The organism is Candidatus Brevundimonas phytovorans (assembly GCA_029203145.1).
Classification (GTDB): domain Bacteria; phylum Pseudomonadota; class Alphaproteobacteria; order Caulobacterales; family Caulobacteraceae; genus Brevundimonas; species Brevundimonas phytovorans.
The window spans coordinates 2441292-2457360 of the sequence record CP119309.1 but is presented as its reverse complement, the minus strand read 5'-3'; the positions used below and the strand labels follow the sequence as shown (position 1 = coordinate 2457360).

Genomic DNA, 16069 nt, shown 5'->3' with positions numbered 1-16069 from the left:
GGACAGGAACCGCCACGGTCGCCACGCGCGCCGGGGCATAGAGCCGGGGAGCCGCCTTATGCGTTTCAACAACATCCTTCGCTGCACGGCGTCCGTCGCCGTCGTCGGCGCGGTCGCCTTCGGTTTCGCCGGCGCCGCCTCGGCCCAGGACGGGCCGACCACGATCGACGACATCATCGTCACCGCCCAGAAGCGTGAACAGAACCTGCAGGACGTGCCGATCGTGGTCACGACCCTGTCGCAAGAGGCGCTGAACGGCGCCGGGGTGCGCGACATCAAGGATCTGCAGATCCTGACGCCGGGCATGACCGTCACCTCGACCCAGTCGGAAGCCTCGACCACCGCCCGTATCCGCGGCGTCGGCACGGTCGGCGACAACCCCGGTCTGGAAAGCTCGGTCGGCGTGGTCATCGACGGCGTCTATCGCTCGCGCAACGGCGTCGGCTTCGGCGACCTGGGCGAACTGAGCCGCATCGAGGTGCTGAAGGGGCCGCAGGGCACCCTGTTCGGCAAGAACACCTCGGCCGGCGTCATCAACATCATCTCCGAGGCCCCGTCCTTCACGCCGGGCTTCAACGCCGAGGCCACCTACGGCAACTTCAACGCCTGGGGCGTCGCCGGCTCGGTCACGGGCCCGATCACCGACCAGATCGCCGGTCGCCTCTATGTGGCCAAGCGCGAACGTGACGGCTTCTACGACGTCGTCACCGGCGCCGGTCCGCGCACCGAAAAAGACGATCAGAACCAGAACTTCTGGACCGCGCGCGGCCAGCTGCTGATCCTGCCGTCGGACGAGGTGTCGATCCGCCTGATCGCCGACTATTCCAAGCGCGACGAATACTGCTGCGTCTCGACCCAGATCCGCACCGGCCCGACCTATAATGCGATCGCTGCGGTCGGCGGCCAGCAGGCGGCTCCGGCGCCGGGCAACGGTCCGCTGCCTTTCTCGCGCACGGCCTACGCCAACCGCAGCACGGCCCAGACCATGGAAGACATGGGCTTCTCGGCCGAAGCCAACATCGACATCCCCTCGTGGAACGCCACCCTGACCTCCATCAGTTCCTGGCGGAACTGGGAGGGGGTCAACGGCATGGACCTCGACTACACGACCGCCGACCTTCTCTATCGCGTGGATGACGGCAGCTATGGCTTCAAGCTGGAGAACCTGACCCAGGAGTTCCGTCTGGCCGGCGCCACCGACAAGCTGGACTGGCTGTTTGGCGTCTTCTTCACCAAGGAGGACATCGGTCGGGCTGACAGCTACTACTACGGAGCAGGTTACACGCCCTTCCTGTCCATCCTGCTCTCCTCGCAACTGGCCGCTGGCGGCTTCCCGGTCAGCCCTAATGACATCGGCTGTTTCAGCCGGCCCGGTCAGACCAGCGCCGGCCTCGGCGGCTGCCTCATGACCGGCGGCATGGCGCCGTCCGGGCCCACCGCTGCGACCGGCCCCGGATTCGGCCTCGGCGAGGGCGTTCGCGACCACTACAGCCAGAGCACCCAATCCTTCGCCCTGTTCACCAACAATACGGTGCACCTGACCGACAAGTTCGATTTGACCCTGGGTCTGCGCTACAGTCAGGATCACAAGTCGTTGCTGGCTGTGCAGGATAATGTCGGCACGAACGGCGCGGCTTGCGGCAGCACTCTAGCGAACGCTGCGGCCATCCAGGGCGTGTTCGGCCCGACTATCGGTCCGCGCCTGATCGGCAACATCTGTCTGCCCTGGGCCAACCCGCTGTACGACAACCGCCGCCTGTCCGAGGAAAACACCGGCGGCGAGTTCACCGGCACGATCAAGGCCAGCTATCGCCTCAACGACAGTGTCATGGCCTACGGCTCCTACGCTCATGGCTACAAGTCGTTCGGTTACAACCTGGACCGCGTGCAGAACGGCGTCACCCCGACGGCGTCGCTCTACTTCCCGGCTGAAACCGTCGACAGCTATGAACTGGGTCTGAAGAACACCCTGTTCGATCGCACGGTCCTGCTGAACCTGACCTACTTCAATCAGAAGTTTGAAGATTTCCAGCTCAACACCTTCCTGGGCACGGCCTTCGTGGTCGAATCCATCCCCGAGCTGAAGTCGCAGGGCTTTGACGCCGACTTCGTCTGGTTCACCCCGATCGAAGGCCTGTCCTTCACCAGCGGCGTGACCTACACCGATACCAAGTACGGGAACTTCACCGCGGCGGACCTGACCAACCCGGGCAACTTCCCGCAGCTGTCCCTGCTGCCGGGCGCGCGGGCTTCGTTCGCCCCGGAATGGTCGGCCACGGGTTCGGTCGCTTTTGACCGCTCGATCGGCGCGGGCCTGAAGATCGGCTTCAACCTGTCGGCCAAGTATTCGACCGAATACAACACCGGTTCCGACCTGCTGCCCTACAAGATGCAGGACGCCTTCACCCTGGTGAACGGCCGCGTCACCCTGGGTTCGGATGACGACCGCTGGGCCCTAGACATCTGGGCCCAGAACCTGACGGACGAGGAATACAAGCAGGTGGCCATCAACGCCCCGCTGCAGGGTTCCGCCTTCCAGACGACGGTTCAGCCGAACGGGACCTACTTCAACCCGGCCCTGGACACGCAGACCTACAACGCCTTCCTGGGGCAGCCGCGCACCTACGGGGCGACCCTGCGCGTCAAATACTGATCGCCCCGCCCTCGGGCGGAGCAGCGTGAAGAGGCGGGCCGGAGCCATCCGGTCCGCCTTTTTCTTTGAGGCGGGTGCAAAACGGCCGGGCCGATCAACTTCCTGTGGCGCGATCCACGGCGACTGCTAGCGTGGCCTTTATGAAAACGGCTCGATCCTTTCTGGCGTCGCTGAGCGCTCAGGTCCTGTTGGCTTTGGCCTTGGGGCTGGCGGCCGGCGCGGGCGCGCAGCAATGGGGCCTGCCGGGCGGGCACGGCACGGCGGACTTCATCGCGGCGATCGGCCAGCTGTGGCTGAACGCCTTGAGGATGACCATCATCCCTCTGGTCTTCTCCCTGCTGGTGACGGGCATCGCCTCGATCGCCGACGCGGCCCGGACCGGGCGGCTGGCGCTGAAGGCGGTGTTGCTGTTCGGCGTGCTGATTCTCGGCGCCACCTTCTACGCCGTAGCCGCCGCCTATGGGCTGCACGCCCTGTGGCCCATCGACCCCGAGGGCGCCCGACTGCTGCTGGCTGGCCACCCGGCGGCCCCGGGGGGCATCGGCGCGGCCGCCCCCTTCAGCGAGTTTCTCAAGACCATCGCCCCGTCCAATCCGATCCGGGCGGCGGCCGAGGACGCCATCCTGGGCATGGTGGTCTTCGCCGTCTTCTTCGGCTTTGCGGCCTCGCGCCTGCCCGAGCGGCTGCGTCTGCCGCTCGTCACCTTCTTTGAGGCGGTGGGCGAGACCATGATCGTCATCGTGCGCTGGGTGCTGATGGCGGCGCCCCTGGGCGTCTTCGCCCTGTCGCTGGGCGTAGGTCTGACGGCGGGGGCCAGCGCGGCGGGGGTGCTGCTGCACTATGTGGCCGTCATCTCCATCGCCTGCATAGGCGTCGGTCTGATCTTCTATCCGCTGGCGGTCATCTTCGGCCGGGTCAGCCTGAGCCGCTTCGCGCGCGCGGCGGCCCCGGCTCAGGTCGTGGCCTTCTCGACCCAGTCGTCTCTGGCCAGCCTGCCGGTCATGGTCGAGCGGTCGGTGGACATGCTGGGGGTGCCGCGCGCCACGGCGGGTCTGGTCCTACCGCTGGCGGTGGCCATCTTCCGCATCACCAGCCCGGTCGCCAACCTGGGCGTGGCCATCTATTGCGCCCACCTGTTCGGCGTCGAGCCGTCCTTGGGGCAACTGGTCGCCGCCATGCTGACCGCCATGCTGATCTCGATCGGCACCGTCGGCCTGCCCGGTCAGGTCAGCTTCTTCGCCTCCATCGCTCCCATCTGCATCGCCATGGGGGTGCCGCTGGAGATGCTGCCCCTGCTGCTGGCGGTCGAAGTCATCCCCGACATCTTCCGCACCCTGGGCAATGTCACCGCCGACATGGCCGTGACCCGCATTGTCCAGGGCGGCGAGGTTGTCGAGGTCGAGTGAACGACGGTTGACCAGAATCCGCCATGAAGGCCAAGCTTCCTTCACCGTGTCGGAGGAGGAAGGCCATCATGAGCAAGAGACTGGCGAGCGCCCTCGTCGCCCTGACGATGGTCTGCGGCGCATCTGCGCCCGCCCTGGCGCAACAGGCCGCGACCATAGAGGCGCTCAGCGCCCCGGGCGGCGTGGTCGTCACCTGGCGCCTGACCCAGCCGACGACGCGCGCGACCTTCCTGTCGCCCAGCGTCATCCGCGACCTGTGGACGGTGACGACGCCGGGCCTGGCCCTGAAGGACGGCGGGGTCGAGGGCGAAGAGCCCTTTGACCGCTTCGAGATCCAGATCGCCCCCGACGCCGCCGAGGTGGATCGCACCTATATGGGCCTGTCGCGCGTAGGGGCGGGGCATGTCCTCTATGGGCCCGGTCTGGAGTTGGTCGGCATGGACGCTGTCCTGACCGCGCGTCCCGTTGCGGGGGAGGCGGCCCTGCCGATCACGGATGCGGTCAAGGGCTATGTCTATCTGGGCCCGCAAGAGGCGGTGATGCGCCGTGACGGTGCGGTGGTCGTGACCAGCGCCTCGGCCCCGCCGGCCCTGACGCTCCTGCTGCGCGACGGCTTCTTCGCGGCGCAGAAATTCTATGATGCGCGGCTGGGTCATGTCCTGCCCACCGAGCCGACGCTGATCATCTCGACCGACAGTCCGGGGCCGAGCGGTTTTCGTGGCGATGTGACCGATACCGGGGTCATCTCGCTGCGCTTCCACGGCGACTGGGCCTCGCCGCCGCCGGATGTGGCTGTGCCTCTGGGCACCTTCGTCTGGCACGAGGCCCTGCATCTGTGGAACGGCCACGGGGTGATGAGGGACAGCGGCCCGGCGCCCTGGCTGCATGAGGGCATGGCCGAATACGGCGCCCTCGTCGCCGCGGTGTCGAGCGGCGTGGTTGATGAGGCGCAAGGTCGGGCGGCGCTGACAAAACGGCTGCGGGCCTGCCGCGATATGCTGCTGGACGACGACTACGATCCCGCGCGTCTGCGTCGCGGCCCGGCCATCTATGACTGCGGCGTCGTGGTGCAGTGGCTGGCCGACCTGGAGACGCGTCAGGCCTCAAACGGGGCGCGCGACGTATTTGATCTTTGGAAGACCCTGCTGGACGCCGCGCGCGAGGGCGAGGGCTACGGCGTGTCCGAGTTTCGCGCCCTGTTGCGGCCTGACAGCGCCGTCGCGGTGCTGATGGACGGCCCTGGCGCGGGACGGTGGGCGGGCGTCGACGCTCGCCTCGCGCAGTTGGGCGTCACCCTGGGAAACCAGCCCGAGGCGCGGGACTATCGCCGTGCGGCCCTGCACCATGTGGCGGACCAGCATTGCAGAGGAGACATGGGCTTCTACGAAAACCTGGACGGGTTGCAGTTGGCGACCGAGGACCGCTGCGGCGTCTTGTCGGGCGACCCGAAGATCGCTCTGATCGAGGATATCGACCCCATGGCCGAGGGCGAGGCCATGTTCATGGCCGTGCAGGCCCGGTGCGCGGCGTCGCTGCCTGTGCGCTACCGGACGCCCGACGGTCAGGTGATTGAGGCGGCCTGTGATCGTCCTCTGGCGGCCCCCACGGTTCAGGCCGTCACCGCCGCCCCGCCGCTGGCGACGAGGGCGGTCTAGGTCCAAGCAGGGGCGTGGTGTCGGAGAATCGCGCAAAATCCATTCTCATTCTGGCCGGTATCGCCTAGACGATCACACGTATCCTTCTGTGTTCCGAGCCGGGCTGAGATTTTCGTGCAAGACACCGTCCGCCGCATCCTGACCGCCCGCGTCTATGACGTGGCCGAAGAAACCCCTCTGGACCCGCTGAAGCGGCTTTCGGCGCGGCTGGGCCGTCCGGCCCTGCTGAAGCGCGAGGACCTGCAGCCGGTCTTCTCGTTCAAGATCCGCGGCGCCTATAACCGCATCGCCAACCTGACCGAGGCCGAGTTGGCGCGCGGCGTCATCTGCGCCTCGGCGGGCAACCACGCGCAGGGGGTGGCCCTGGCGGCCGCGAAACGCGGCGCGACCTCGACCATCGTCATGCCGACCACCACGCCGGGCATCAAGGTGGCGGCGGTCAGGGCCCTGGGCGGCCATGTGGTGCTGCACGGCGAGAGCTTTGACGACGCCTATGCCCACGCCCGCGAGCTGGAAAAAGAAACCGGCGCCACCTTCGTCCACCCCTTCGACGACCCCGACGTCATCGCCGGGCAGGGCACGGTGGGTCTGGAAATCCTGCGCCAGCACCCCGACCCGATCGACGCCGTCTTCATCCCCATCGGCGGCGGGGGCCTGGCGGCGGGGGTGGCCGCCATCGTCCGCTTCCTGCGCCCCGAGACCCGCATCATCGGCGTCGAGCCCGCCGACGCCCCGACGATGAAGAGCGCCCTCGCCGCCGGTCAGGTGGTGACGCTGGATCAGGTCGGCCTGTTCGCCGACGGCGTGGCGGTCAAGCGGGCGGGGGACGAGACCTTCCGCCTGTGCCGCGACCTGCTGGACGACATCGTTCTGGTCGACACGGACGCCATCTGTGCGGCGGTGAAGGACATTTTCGACGACGTGCGCGCCGTGGCCGAACCGGCGGGGGCCGTGGCGCTGGCGGGGATGAAGGTCTGGGCCGCGCGCCATCCGGGGGGCGGCGCCCTGGTGGCGATCAACTCCGGCGCCAACGTCAATTTCGACCGCCTGCGCCACGTCGCTGAACGGGCCGAGATCGGCGAGGGCGCCGAAGCTCTGCTGGCCGTGGCCATGCCGGACCGCCGCGACGACTATCACCGCTTCCTGCGCTCGCTGGACGGCCGCTCGGTGACCGAGTTCAACTATCGCTGGTCCGGCGACGGGCGGGCGCAGATTTTCGTCGGCGTGGCCTTGAAGAACGGCGCCCATGAGCGCGAGGAGTTGATCGCCCGCCTGCGCGCCGACGACTACGCCGTCGAGGACATGAGCGACAACGAGACGGCCAAGCTGCACGTTCGCTACATGGTCGGCGGGCGCACCATCGGCCTGCCGCACGAGCGGCTGCTGCGCTTTGAATTCCCCGAGCGTCCTGGCGCCTTCCTGCGCTTCCTCAACAGCTTGCAGCCGGCCTGGGCCCTGACCCTGTTCCACTATCGCAACCACGGCGACGACGTGGGCCGGGTGCTGGCCGGGATCAGCGTCCCGCCGGATCAGGCGGCGGCCCTGACCGCCGCCCTGGACGGCCTGGGCTATCCCTATGTCGACGAGACCGACAATCCGGCCTGCCGCCTGTTCCTCGATGGAGCGGCCTAGGCTCAGGCCTTGCTGATGGCCTCGGCCACGGCTTCGGCGGGGCGGCCGGTCAGGTCCTTGGGGATTTCGCCGACCAGACGTTCCTCCAGCGCCTTGTGCCAGTGCTTGCGCAACTGGCCGAGGGTCCTGGGGGCGGCGACCACCGCCAGGGCTTCCAGCTTGTGGGTCAGGGCCATGTGGTTCAGCGCCTCGGCCACCCCCATGGCGAAGCCGTCCTCGGCCTGGGTGTCGTTGTCGGGATTGGCCTCGCTGGAGCGGCGGCCCGGCGCGCCGGACAGGCGCTTGGGGATGGCGGGGGCCTCGACCGGCTTCAGTTGAATGTCCAGAAGATGGCCGGTGTTGCGGAACAGGCTCAGCTTCGCGCCGTCGACGACAGCGACGAAAGCCCCATTGGGCAGGTTCATCATCATGGCTCCGGGAGCGCGCCGGTGTCGTGGCGCCCTAGTCTAGCGCAAAGGCGCCCTGCTCCGTTCCCACCTCGGCCTTTTCATGGGCCAGCAGCCAGCGCTTGCGCGCCAACCCGCCGGCATAGCCCGTCAGGGTCCCATTGGCGCCGACGACGCGGTGGCAGGGCACGATCACCCCGACCGGATTGGCCCCGTTGGCCAGACCCACGGCGCGCACGGCGCTGGGCTTGCCGATGGCGGCGGCCAGCCGGCCATAGGACCAGGTCTCGCCCGCCGGAATGGTGCGCAGGGCGGCCCAGACCGAGCGCTGGAAGTCGGTGCCGCCCGTCTTTACCGCGATCCCGTCCAGCGCCGTGGCGTCGCCGCCGAAATAGGCGGCGATGGCCGCCCGCACCGCCTCGGGCGCCCGGCCCGGCGTCAGCACGACCTCGCCATAGTGACGGGTCAGCAGCTTTCGCATCCGCGCCTCATAGTCCGCGAAGTCGAAGGCCCGCACTGCGCCCTCGGCGTCGATGACCAGCAGGACCTCGCCCACCGGCGAGGCGAGGCGGTCCAGCGTAAAGGTCTCAGGCTGCGTCTTTTTCATCATCGCTCTCCATGATCCGTACACTGTCGATCCCCGCTTCCCGCAGGTGCAGCGCGCCATAGGCCCGCCAGGGCCGCCATTGCTCGGCCCGTGGCGCGAGCCGTTCGTCATTCCAGTCTTGGGGCAGCCGGTCGCTGGCCATGTCCGTCGCCTCATCGATCCAGTCGCCGGGCAGGCGCAGGCCGGGCCGCGCCCGCACCAGCGACGCCAACAGGGCGTCCCCCGACAGGTCGCGCTGGATCGCTTCGGGGTCCGCCGACAGGTCGAACACCCGCCGCACCCGCGCCAGAATACCGGGCAGGGCCTTCAGGTCCGAGGCCGCCACCGTGACCGCCAGCCGGTTCCCGCTCTCGAACCGGGCTGAGACCTCGCCGGTCGCGCCATCCACATCGGGCGTCAGCGCGCGTCGCCAGACCCCGCCCTCGACCGTGTCGCCGCGCACCGTCAGCGCCGCCAGCATCGCGTCTATTTCATAGGGCGGACGGTAGGGCAGGCTCAGCCGCACGCCCCCGTCGCCCAGCCTCTCCGCCCGCCGCCTCAGCATCGAGGGCGGCCGCCCATAGAGCGACTGAAACGTCTCGTTGAAGCGCCGCACGCTGCCAAAGCCCGAGGCCAGCGCCACCTCAGCCATGGCCAGATCGGTCTGGTGGATCAGGGCCTTGGCCAGCAGCACGCGCCGCGTCTGGGCCACGCTGACCGGGGCGGCGCCCAGATGCTGGCGGAACAGGCGGCGCAGGTGGCGTTCACCGACGCCCAGCCTTGCGGCCAGACCATCGACGTCGCCCTCATCCAGAGCGCCCGCCTCGATCAGGCCCAGGGCCCGGCTGACCGTATTCGAGGTGCCGCGCCACGCTCCCATATCCGGGGCGGTTTCGGGTCGGCAACGCAGGCAGGCGCGGAACCCCGCCTCCTCCGCCGCCGCCGCCGAGGCGACGAAGCGCATATTCTCACGCCTGGGCGTCCGGGCGGGACAGACCGGACGGCAATAGATCCCCGTCGTCTTCACGCAGGTGAAGAAGCGCCCGTCAAAGCGCGGGTCGCGCGTCAGGACGGCCCGGTAGCAGGCCTCCTGATCCAGACTGTCGCGGGCGTCTTCCATACGGGCAGAATGCGCCCACGACGCCGCGCTGTCTCGCGGTTTTCGGACATGGCGGCGCCGGCTCAGGTCGTGAGGTCGCTCGCGCCTTGGCTCGCTTCTGGGGCGGGGGCCCCCCGCTGGCCCGGACCTGGCCGCATCCACGGCGGCGGCGAACCGGCGCCCTCCCCGAAGCGGGGGGCGGCGGGCGGGGCGCGCCACAGCCGGGGCGCGATCGGCGCTTGGCGGGCGGCGAGGGCGAGTTGCAGGATCAGGGCCTTGGCGTCCTCGCTGTCGGGCCGCAGCCGCACGACCTCGCGGCCGGCGTCGAGCGCCCCGGCGTCGTCGCCTATGGCGCGGCGGGCATGCGCCAGTTTCAGCCAGGCATTGGCCCCCAGGGGATCAAGCGCCACCGAGCGGGATAGGTGCAGGGCGGCCTCCGCATGGTCGCCTCTGCTCGCTCGCAGGCGGCCGAGGCGATAGAGGGTCAGGGGGTCGTCCGGCTGCAGCGTCAGGATCTGGCGATAGGCCCGTTCCGCCGCTGGGACGTCGGCCTTCCTTTCCAGATCGACGGCTATGTCGCGCATGGCCCCCAGGCCTCTGGGGTCCAGGGTCTCGCCCAGGTTGCGCCCGCTGCGGGTCGCCACGGAGCAGGCCTTCAGCCGCTGTTCCTGCGCGGCGAAGACATATTTGTACGGCTCATTGCCCAGCAGGAAATGATAGGTGGAGAAGCCCTGGGCGATGGCGTGGCGCAGGCTGTAGGCATGCAGCAGATAGCCGGCCGGCGCCTCGGCATAGGTCTCGTCCCGCCCGCCGATGAAGAAGAGCATCGCCTTCTTGACGGGATCGACCAGGATGGCCAGGGCGGCCACGGCCCGGTCGCCTTCGGCGTCCCTGTGCCGGAAGACAGGCAGGAACAGCGTCCCGTTGTAGGCGCAGCGGCTCAGCATGGCGCGGTTGCGGTTGATGATGGCCTCGGCCTTGGCGCCCTTGCGGCCCGCCCATTTGGCCTTCCAAAAACCCAGCAGGGCGTCGATGTCGTCACCCCAGGTCTCGGCGTCGGCGGGCATGATGGCGTAGTTCTCGGCCGCATCGACCTTGCGCAGCCCGCGACGGATCTTCTGCCGGTGGTTGGCGCTGAGGCTCCCCAGATAGGCGTCCCAATCCGACGGCAGGGCGACGGAGGGACAGACGTTATTGTCCGTCTGCGTGACCGGATCGATGTAGGTGATGTCCTTGTGGACGAAGCGATGCGCGTCGAACCCTGACAGGAAAAGCCGACGCCGCCGGTCGGACATCCACAGATTGGCCAGGGTCAGCCGGGCCCAGTGAAGCTTTTTCCGCAGGTGGTCGCCAAGGGCCGCCACCGCCGCACTCTCGAACGCGGGATGAGCCAGGAGCCCGGCATGGTCGGAGTATCCGCCGCCCGCGAGCGACAGTTCGTTGATGAAGCCGCACGTCGGATGGAAACGCACCTGCATCCGCAAAGGCAGGAAGGCGACGTAGCGATCATCCGCCGGGGTCGGCTTGGCCGCGAGAATCAGCCAGACGCTGCGATGCGTGGCCAGGCAGTCGGCGATCCAGCGCCAGGACATGAAGACGCTGGCCTCCGGGTCGGCGGCGTAGACCGCCTCCCAGTCGTCGCGCACGCTATCGAGCGCGTCGAACCCCTCGATGACATCGACATGCATCGGACAGCCCTCACAGCACAGCCGAGCCACAAACGGGCCATATTTGGCTTGGTTCCAGAATGGGACGCGCGCCGAGCGGCGGGGCCCGACTACGCCGAAATCGTCGTGACGCCGCCCCTGACTTCCCTTCCTCGCAAAACGGCGGTTAAGCTGTCCGCCAGTAGGGGGAAGTTCTCATGTCACGTCGTCGTATCGCCGCGCGTCCGTTGCTCGCGCTCAGCCTGGTTCTGGCCGCCGCCGCCAGCCCCGTTCTGGCCCAGCAGAGCCCGCCGACCCAGGACGCGGTCCTCGGCCATGCGCCGGGCACGCGCATCACCCGCCCCGCCGAGGTGCGGCGCTATTTCGAGGCCCTGAGGGCGAGCGCGCCCGACCGCATGGTCATGGGCGACTACGGCACGACCTGGGAAGGCCGTCCCCTGTTCTGGGCCGCCGTCGGCTCGCCCGCCAACATCGCCCGACTGGATCAGATCAAGGCTGCGACGCGGGCTCTGGGCGATCCGCGCCGCACCTCGCCGGATCAGGCCCGCGCCCTGATCGCGAACACCCCGGTCATCGTCTGGATGGCCTATTCGGTGCATGGCAACGAGATCAGTCCCGCCGACGCCGCCATGGCCGCCGCCCGCCGCCTGATGGACAGCGCGGACGCCGAGGCGCAGGGCTGGATGCAGAACGCCGTGGTCGTCTTCGTCCCGACCCAGAACCCCGACGGACGCGACCGTTTCATCACCACCTTCGAGGCGGGCCTCGGCGTCCAGCCCAACCCCGATCCCCTGTCGGCGGAACGGTCAGAGCCCTGGCCCTCGGGCCGCTATAACCACAACCTGTTCGACCTGAACCGCGACTGGTTCATCCAGTCCCAGCCGGAAACCCAGGGCCACGCCGCCCTGATCCGCGACTGGCGGCCCCAGGTCCTGGTCGATTCCCACGAGATGGGCACGGACTCGAGCTTCTTCTTCCCGCCCGAGGCCAATCCGTTGAACCCGTGGATCTATCCGCAGATTCTGGACGCCCGCGAACGCTTTGGCCGCAACAACGGCGCGCGCTTCGATCAGGCCGGCCTGGCCTATTTCACGCGTGAAACCTACGACGCCTTCTATCCCGGCTATGGCGACGGCTGGCCCGCCTATTTCGGCGCCGTCTCCATGACCTATGAGCAGGGCTCGGCGCGCGGCCTGATGGCGCGGCGCCGCTCGGGCGAGGTCATCACCTACGCCGACACGGTCAAGGGCCACCTGACCGCCAGCCTGTCGACCATCGAGACCGCCGCCCGCGACCGCGAAAAGCTGCTGAACGACTTCTACGCCTTCCATCGCGACGGACTGGCGGGACGGGGCGCCTATGTCCTGTCGCGTTCCAGCGCCGCCGATCCGGCCGCCGCCGACAAGCTGGCGGGCCTGCTGGTGCGTTCCGGCATCGAGGTCGGGCGCGCCACGGCTTCCTTCTCGGCCTGCGGGCAAAACTATCGCGCCGGCGACTTCGTGGTGAATCTGTCGCAGCCCCAGCGCCGCATGGCCGAGGTCCTGCTGGCCAAGGACGTGCCGCTGGACCCGAAGTTCGTGGCCGAACAGGAGGCTCGTCGCGCGCGGGGTCTGGGCGACGAAATCTATGACCTGACCGGCTGGTCCATGCCCCTGCTGTTCAACGTGCCGAGCCAGAAGTGTTCGGGCGCGCCCTCGGTCCAGACCACGGCGGTCGGCCCCGAACTGATCCGCCCGGTCGCCATCGCCGGATCGGACGCCGCCTATGGCTATGCGATAAACCCCGGCACGGCGGGGATGCGCTTCCTGACCGCCGCCCTGAAGGAAAACCTGCCGGTCCGCTCGATCGAGGAAGCCTTCACCCTGGACGGCAAGGCCTATGCGGGCGGCGCCTTCATCGTGCCGCGCGCCGGATCGCCCGCCGATCTGGACGAGCGCGTGCGCCGCATCGCCGCGGACAGCGGGGCCGAGGTCACGGCCCTGGCCACGTCCTGGGTGTCCAGCGGCCCCAATGTCGGCTCGGAGTACGCGACCACCATCAAGGCCCCGCGCGTGGCCATGGCCTGGGACGACCCGACCGACGCCGAGTCCGCCGGTTCGATCCGCCACGTGCTGGAGCGCGAATACGGCTGGCCGGTCACGGCGGTCCGCACCCGCCGTCTCGGCAGCGCCGACCTGTCGCGCTACGAAGTGCTGATCCTGCCGTCGGGCGGCAATTATGAGAAGATCCTGGGCGCGGACGGCATCGCCAGCTTGCGCGCCTGGGTCGAGGGCGGCGGCGTTCTGATCGGCGTCGGCTCGGCCAGCCGCCTGCTGACGGACCCTGACGCCAAGCTGCTCGACAGCCGTCGCGAAACCGCTGTCGTCCCCGAGGGCGACAAGGCGGACGGGGGATCGGGCGCCACGACCCCCGGCACGGAAATCCCTTCCGAGGCTGACTATCTGGACCGCACCAACCACCACGGTTCGCCCGATTCCGTGGCCGGGGTCCTGGCCCACGCCGTCGTGGATCAGGAGCACTGGCTGGGCGCGGGCGTCGCGCGCGATCTCAGCGTCATGGTGCGCGGCTCGGACATCTACACGCCCCTGACCCGCGAGCAGGGGACCAATGTGGTGCGTCTGGCCGGCCCGGACAGCATCCTCGCCTCGGGCCAGCTCTGGGCCGAAAACCGCCGTCAGCTGGCCTACAAGCCGGTGGCCATGGCCTCGGAACTGGGTCGCGGTCAGGTCGTGGCCTTCACCCAGGACGTGACCATGCGCGCCTTCCTGGAAGGGCTGAAGCCGCTCTTCCTCAACGCCGTCTTCCGCGGCCCGGCCCACACCTCCGGCGGCAACGGCGAGGACCGCCGCTAGCCTCGGTGTTCAGGCGGGGCGGCGACGGCTAGGGTTCAGCATGATGAGCCTTCGCCTCGCCGCCCTTGCCCTTGCCGGGCTGACGCTCGGCGCCTGCACCGCCACGGTCGGCGGCCTGCCGATCAGAAACACGCCCTCCGACCTGGCCCAGTGCCCGGACCTGAGCGGCGCCTATCAGGCCCAGGGCGAGATCCTCAGCCGCCGGGGCGCGCCCACCGCCGAGCCCGATCTGAACGCCCTGCTGGCTCGGCCTCTGGCGGTGCGCGACCTGTCTCAGGCGCCAGATGTCTGGGGCGACGGAGCCCCGACCACGATCACCCTGTCACAGGCGGCGGGCGGCTGGCGGATCACCGCCGACAACGGCCGAGGCGCGGCCGCCGAGGGGCGGCTGCCGCTGCTGAACGGCGCCCCCGATCCCCAGCCGAACGAACCGCCCTATGCCGCCGACCTGCTGTCGCGCACCAACGGCTGCGCGCGTGGCCGGCTGTGGATCGCGACCGAGAGCGTGCGCACCCAGTATGAGAGCTATTCCGCCAACAGCCACGTCGGCGTTCTGACGCCCACGCCCGACGCCCTGTTGCTGGATCTGTGGAGCGAGCGGCGTCAGATCGGTCTCCTGCCCTGGACCTTCGTGGATCGGTCGCTGACCCGCTACCGCTTCGCCCGGATCGCGGCGCCCGCGACGCTGCCTTAGGAGCCAGCGACGCGCGGCTATATTTACCCGGGTAATAACTTCTGTTATTTGATCCGGGTAAAAACAAGGGAGGCGTCCATGACGTCCGCGGACCGCAAGGCGCTCATCAACGACTACAAGGACCGTGAAACCATCGCCGGGGTCTTCGCCGTCATCTGTTCCGCCACTGGCCGCGCCTGGGTGGGCCAGAGCCGCCACATCGACACTCAGCAGAACGGCCTGTGGTTCGCGCTGAAGATGGGCGGCAGCCCCTACAAGTCGCTTCAGGCCGAATGGAAAACCCACGGCGCCGACAGCTTCCGCTTCGAGCAACTGGACCGCCTGTCGCCGGACCTGTCCGACATGGCCCGCAAGGACGAGTTGAAGAAACGCGCCGCCCTGTGGGCCGTGCGGCTTGGTGCGGAGAGCCTCTGAAAGATCGGCGCTCTTGCGATGTAACCTGTAGGTGATATATGTAACCCATAGGTGCCATGGAGGGGCGGATGGACGACGACCTGCAGCGGGCGAGGGTGAATGAGCGGCATCGGGTGCGCCGGCTGCGGATGATCGCGGCGCTGGGCGGCGTGGGGGCGACGGCGGGCGTGCTGGGCCTTGTGCTGGCCGGGAACGGCGAGGGATGGGCGTCGGCAGCTGGCGTTGTGCTTGCCTTTGTGGGGCTGGGCGCGGCTGTCGCCTCATTCCCTCTGGCGGGCCGATATATGCCCAACGGCGACACTGTCCGCGTCGAGAACGCCAAGGGCGGCTATCGCGACGTGGTCCAGAAGCAGCGGGCCGTGTCGATGGCGCTGATGCCGTTGACCACGCTCTATCTGGTCTATCAGAGCACGCAGGGGGCCTGGGACATCGCGAGCGGGCAGGGCGAAGGGCTGGACTGGATGATGGTGGGACTGTCGCCGATGGTTTCGATCGTTCTGCTGATGATGGTCGCGGGTCTCGACAACCCCGGCGACAAGAAGATGAAGCGGTTGCTCGAGGACGAACTGACCCTGTCCTTTCGTCGCGACGCGCTCAATGTGGCGCTGGCCGTGGTCATGATCGGCCTGCTGGTCGTCTTTGCTCTGGGGCTGTGGCGGCCCGAGGCGGCGGTGGCGGCCCTGCCGGGGCTGATGTTCGTCACGGCTTCGGCGGCGGGGCTGCGCTATTGGCAACTGGACCGGCGGGCCAGCGGTGGCTGAGCCGCGTCTGGTCATCCATCTGAAGGCGGTGCGGACGGCGGCGGGCCTGACGCAGCAGGAACTGGCCGACCGGGCCAGGCTCTCGAGGAAGACGGTGAACACGGTCGAGAACGGCGTCTTCACCCCTTCCGTCCTGGTCGCCCTGACGCTGGCGCGGGCGCTGGAGGTGCCGCTGGACGCCCTGTTCACGCTCGAAGACTGAACTGATTTTCCTTGCGCCCTGTGCGGAACGGCCTACATTGCGCCTGCTTATGCTAACTTTGA

Annotated in this window: 13 protein-coding genes; 9 read left to right on the top strand and 4 right to left on the bottom strand. The window is 68.7% G+C overall.

Annotation, left to right across the window (positions count from 1 at the left end; translation table 11 throughout):
• Positions 1-58: 58 nt before the first annotated feature.
• From P0Y52_12055 to ilvA, 4 genes are all read left to right on the top strand, one after another.
• Positions 59-2653: a TonB-dependent receptor gene (locus P0Y52_12055; GenBank protein WEK57269.1), complete on the top strand. Its 2595-nt coding sequence runs from the start codon at positions 59-61 to the stop codon at positions 2651-2653.
• A 140-nt stretch (positions 2654-2793) separates the two neighbouring features.
• Positions 2794-4059 (top strand): dicarboxylate/amino acid:cation symporter, encoded by a 1266-nt coding sequence (locus tag P0Y52_12050; GenBank protein WEK59491.1) that lies wholly within the window; start codon positions 2794-2796, stop codon positions 4057-4059.
• Positions 4060-4127: 68 nt separating this feature from the next.
• A complete protein-coding gene (locus tag P0Y52_12045; protein ID WEK57268.1) occupies positions 4128-5714 on the top strand; it encodes a hypothetical protein in 1587 nt (528 codons plus the stop codon).
• Between the two features lie 114 nt (positions 5715-5828).
• Positions 5829-7346, top strand: coding sequence for a threonine ammonia-lyase, biosynthetic (gene ilvA, locus P0Y52_12040; protein WEK57267.1), 1518 nt, complete (start codon positions 5829-5831; stop codon positions 7344-7346).
• A 2-nt stretch (positions 7347-7348) separates the two neighbouring features.
• Here the strand turns inward: ilvA and P0Y52_12035 are convergent, their stop codons facing one another.
• The 4 genes from P0Y52_12035 to P0Y52_12020 all read right to left on the bottom strand — a co-directional run bounded on the left by P0Y52_12035 (position 7349) and on the right by P0Y52_12020 (position 11105).
• A complete protein-coding gene (locus tag P0Y52_12035) occupies positions 7349-7750 on the bottom strand; it encodes a host attachment protein (GenBank protein ID WEK57266.1) in 402 nt (133 codons plus the stop codon).
• Positions 7751-7787: 37 nt separating this feature from the next.
• Positions 7788-8339 carry a methylated-DNA--[protein]-cysteine S-methyltransferase gene (locus tag P0Y52_12030; GenBank protein ID WEK57265.1) on the bottom strand — a complete coding sequence of 184 codons (552 nt, stop codon included), beginning with the start codon at positions 8337-8339 and terminating at the stop codon, positions 7788-7790.
• Positions 8320-9438, bottom strand: coding sequence for an Ada metal-binding domain-containing protein (locus P0Y52_12025; protein ID WEK57264.1), 1119 nt, complete (start codon positions 9436-9438; stop codon positions 8320-8322). Before P0Y52_12025 ends, P0Y52_12030 begins: the two co-directional genes overlap by 20 nt.
• Before the next feature lie 62 nt (positions 9439-9500).
• Positions 9501-11105 carry a GNAT family N-acetyltransferase gene (locus P0Y52_12020; GenBank protein WEK57263.1) on the bottom strand — a complete coding sequence of 535 codons (1605 nt, stop codon included), beginning with the start codon at positions 11103-11105 and terminating at the stop codon, positions 9501-9503.
• Positions 11106-11281: 176 nt separating this feature from the next.
• Here P0Y52_12020 and P0Y52_12015 point away from each other — a divergent pair, with 176 nt between their 5' ends.
• The 5 genes from P0Y52_12015 to P0Y52_11995 all read left to right on the top strand — a co-directional run bounded on the left by P0Y52_12015 (position 11282) and on the right by P0Y52_11995 (position 16007).
• The gene (locus P0Y52_12015) at positions 11282-13936 is read left to right on the top strand and encodes a M14 family zinc carboxypeptidase (GenBank protein ID WEK57262.1); all 2655 of its coding nucleotides are present in this window, start codon (positions 11282-11284) and stop codon (positions 13934-13936) included.
• Positions 13937-13979: 43 nt separating this feature from the next.
• The gene (locus P0Y52_12010) at positions 13980-14630 is read left to right on the top strand and encodes a hypothetical protein (protein WEK57261.1); all 651 of its coding nucleotides are present in this window, start codon (positions 13980-13982) and stop codon (positions 14628-14630) included.
• 78 nt (positions 14631-14708) lie between these two features.
• On the top strand, positions 14709-15044 hold the full coding sequence (locus P0Y52_12005) for a GIY-YIG nuclease family protein (protein WEK57260.1): 336 nt from the start codon (positions 14709-14711) through the stop codon (positions 15042-15044).
• Between the two features lie 68 nt (positions 15045-15112).
• On the top strand, positions 15113-15805 hold the full coding sequence (locus tag P0Y52_12000) for a hypothetical protein (GenBank protein WEK57259.1): 693 nt from the start codon (positions 15113-15115) through the stop codon (positions 15803-15805).
• Positions 15798-16007 (top strand): helix-turn-helix domain-containing protein, encoded by a 210-nt coding sequence (locus P0Y52_11995; protein ID WEK57258.1) that lies wholly within the window; start codon positions 15798-15800, stop codon positions 16005-16007. The genes P0Y52_12000 and P0Y52_11995 overlap by 8 nt, the downstream gene beginning before the upstream one ends.
• Positions 16008-16069: the final 62 nt, after the last annotated feature.

Excerpts from the sequence above, each read along its gene's own strand:
- P0Y52_12035 (WEK57266.1), bottom strand. The coding sequence starts at position 7,750 with ATGAACCTGCCCAATGGGGCTTTCGTCGCTGTCGTCGACGGCGCGAAG.
- P0Y52_12025 (WEK57264.1), bottom strand. The coding sequence starts at position 9,438 with ATGGAAGACGCCCGCGACAGTCTGGATCAGGAGGCCTGCTACCGGGCC.
- P0Y52_12005 (WEK57260.1), top strand. The coding sequence starts at position 14,709 with ATGACGTCCGCGGACCGCAAGGCGCTCATCAACGACTACAAGGACCGT.
- P0Y52_12030 (WEK57265.1), bottom strand. The coding sequence starts at position 8,339 with ATGAAAAAGACGCAGCCTGAGACCTTTACGCTGGACCGCCTCGCCTCG.
- P0Y52_12020 (WEK57263.1), bottom strand. The coding sequence starts at position 11,105 with ATGCATGTCGATGTCATCGAGGGGTTCGACGCGCTCGATAGCGTGCGC.
- P0Y52_12000 (WEK57259.1), top strand. The coding sequence starts at position 15,113 with ATGGACGACGACCTGCAGCGGGCGAGGGTGAATGAGCGGCATCGGGTG.
- P0Y52_12015 (WEK57262.1), top strand. The coding sequence starts at position 11,282 with ATGTCACGTCGTCGTATCGCCGCGCGTCCGTTGCTCGCGCTCAGCCTG.
- P0Y52_12010 (WEK57261.1), top strand. The coding sequence starts at position 13,980 with ATGAGCCTTCGCCTCGCCGCCCTTGCCCTTGCCGGGCTGACGCTCGGC.
- P0Y52_12050 (WEK59491.1), top strand. The coding sequence starts at position 2,794 with ATGAAAACGGCTCGATCCTTTCTGGCGTCGCTGAGCGCTCAGGTCCTG.
- P0Y52_12055 (WEK57269.1), top strand. The coding sequence starts at position 59 with ATGCGTTTCAACAACATCCTTCGCTGCACGGCGTCCGTCGCCGTCGTC.
- P0Y52_12045 (WEK57268.1), top strand. The coding sequence starts at position 4,128 with ATGAGCAAGAGACTGGCGAGCGCCCTCGTCGCCCTGACGATGGTCTGC.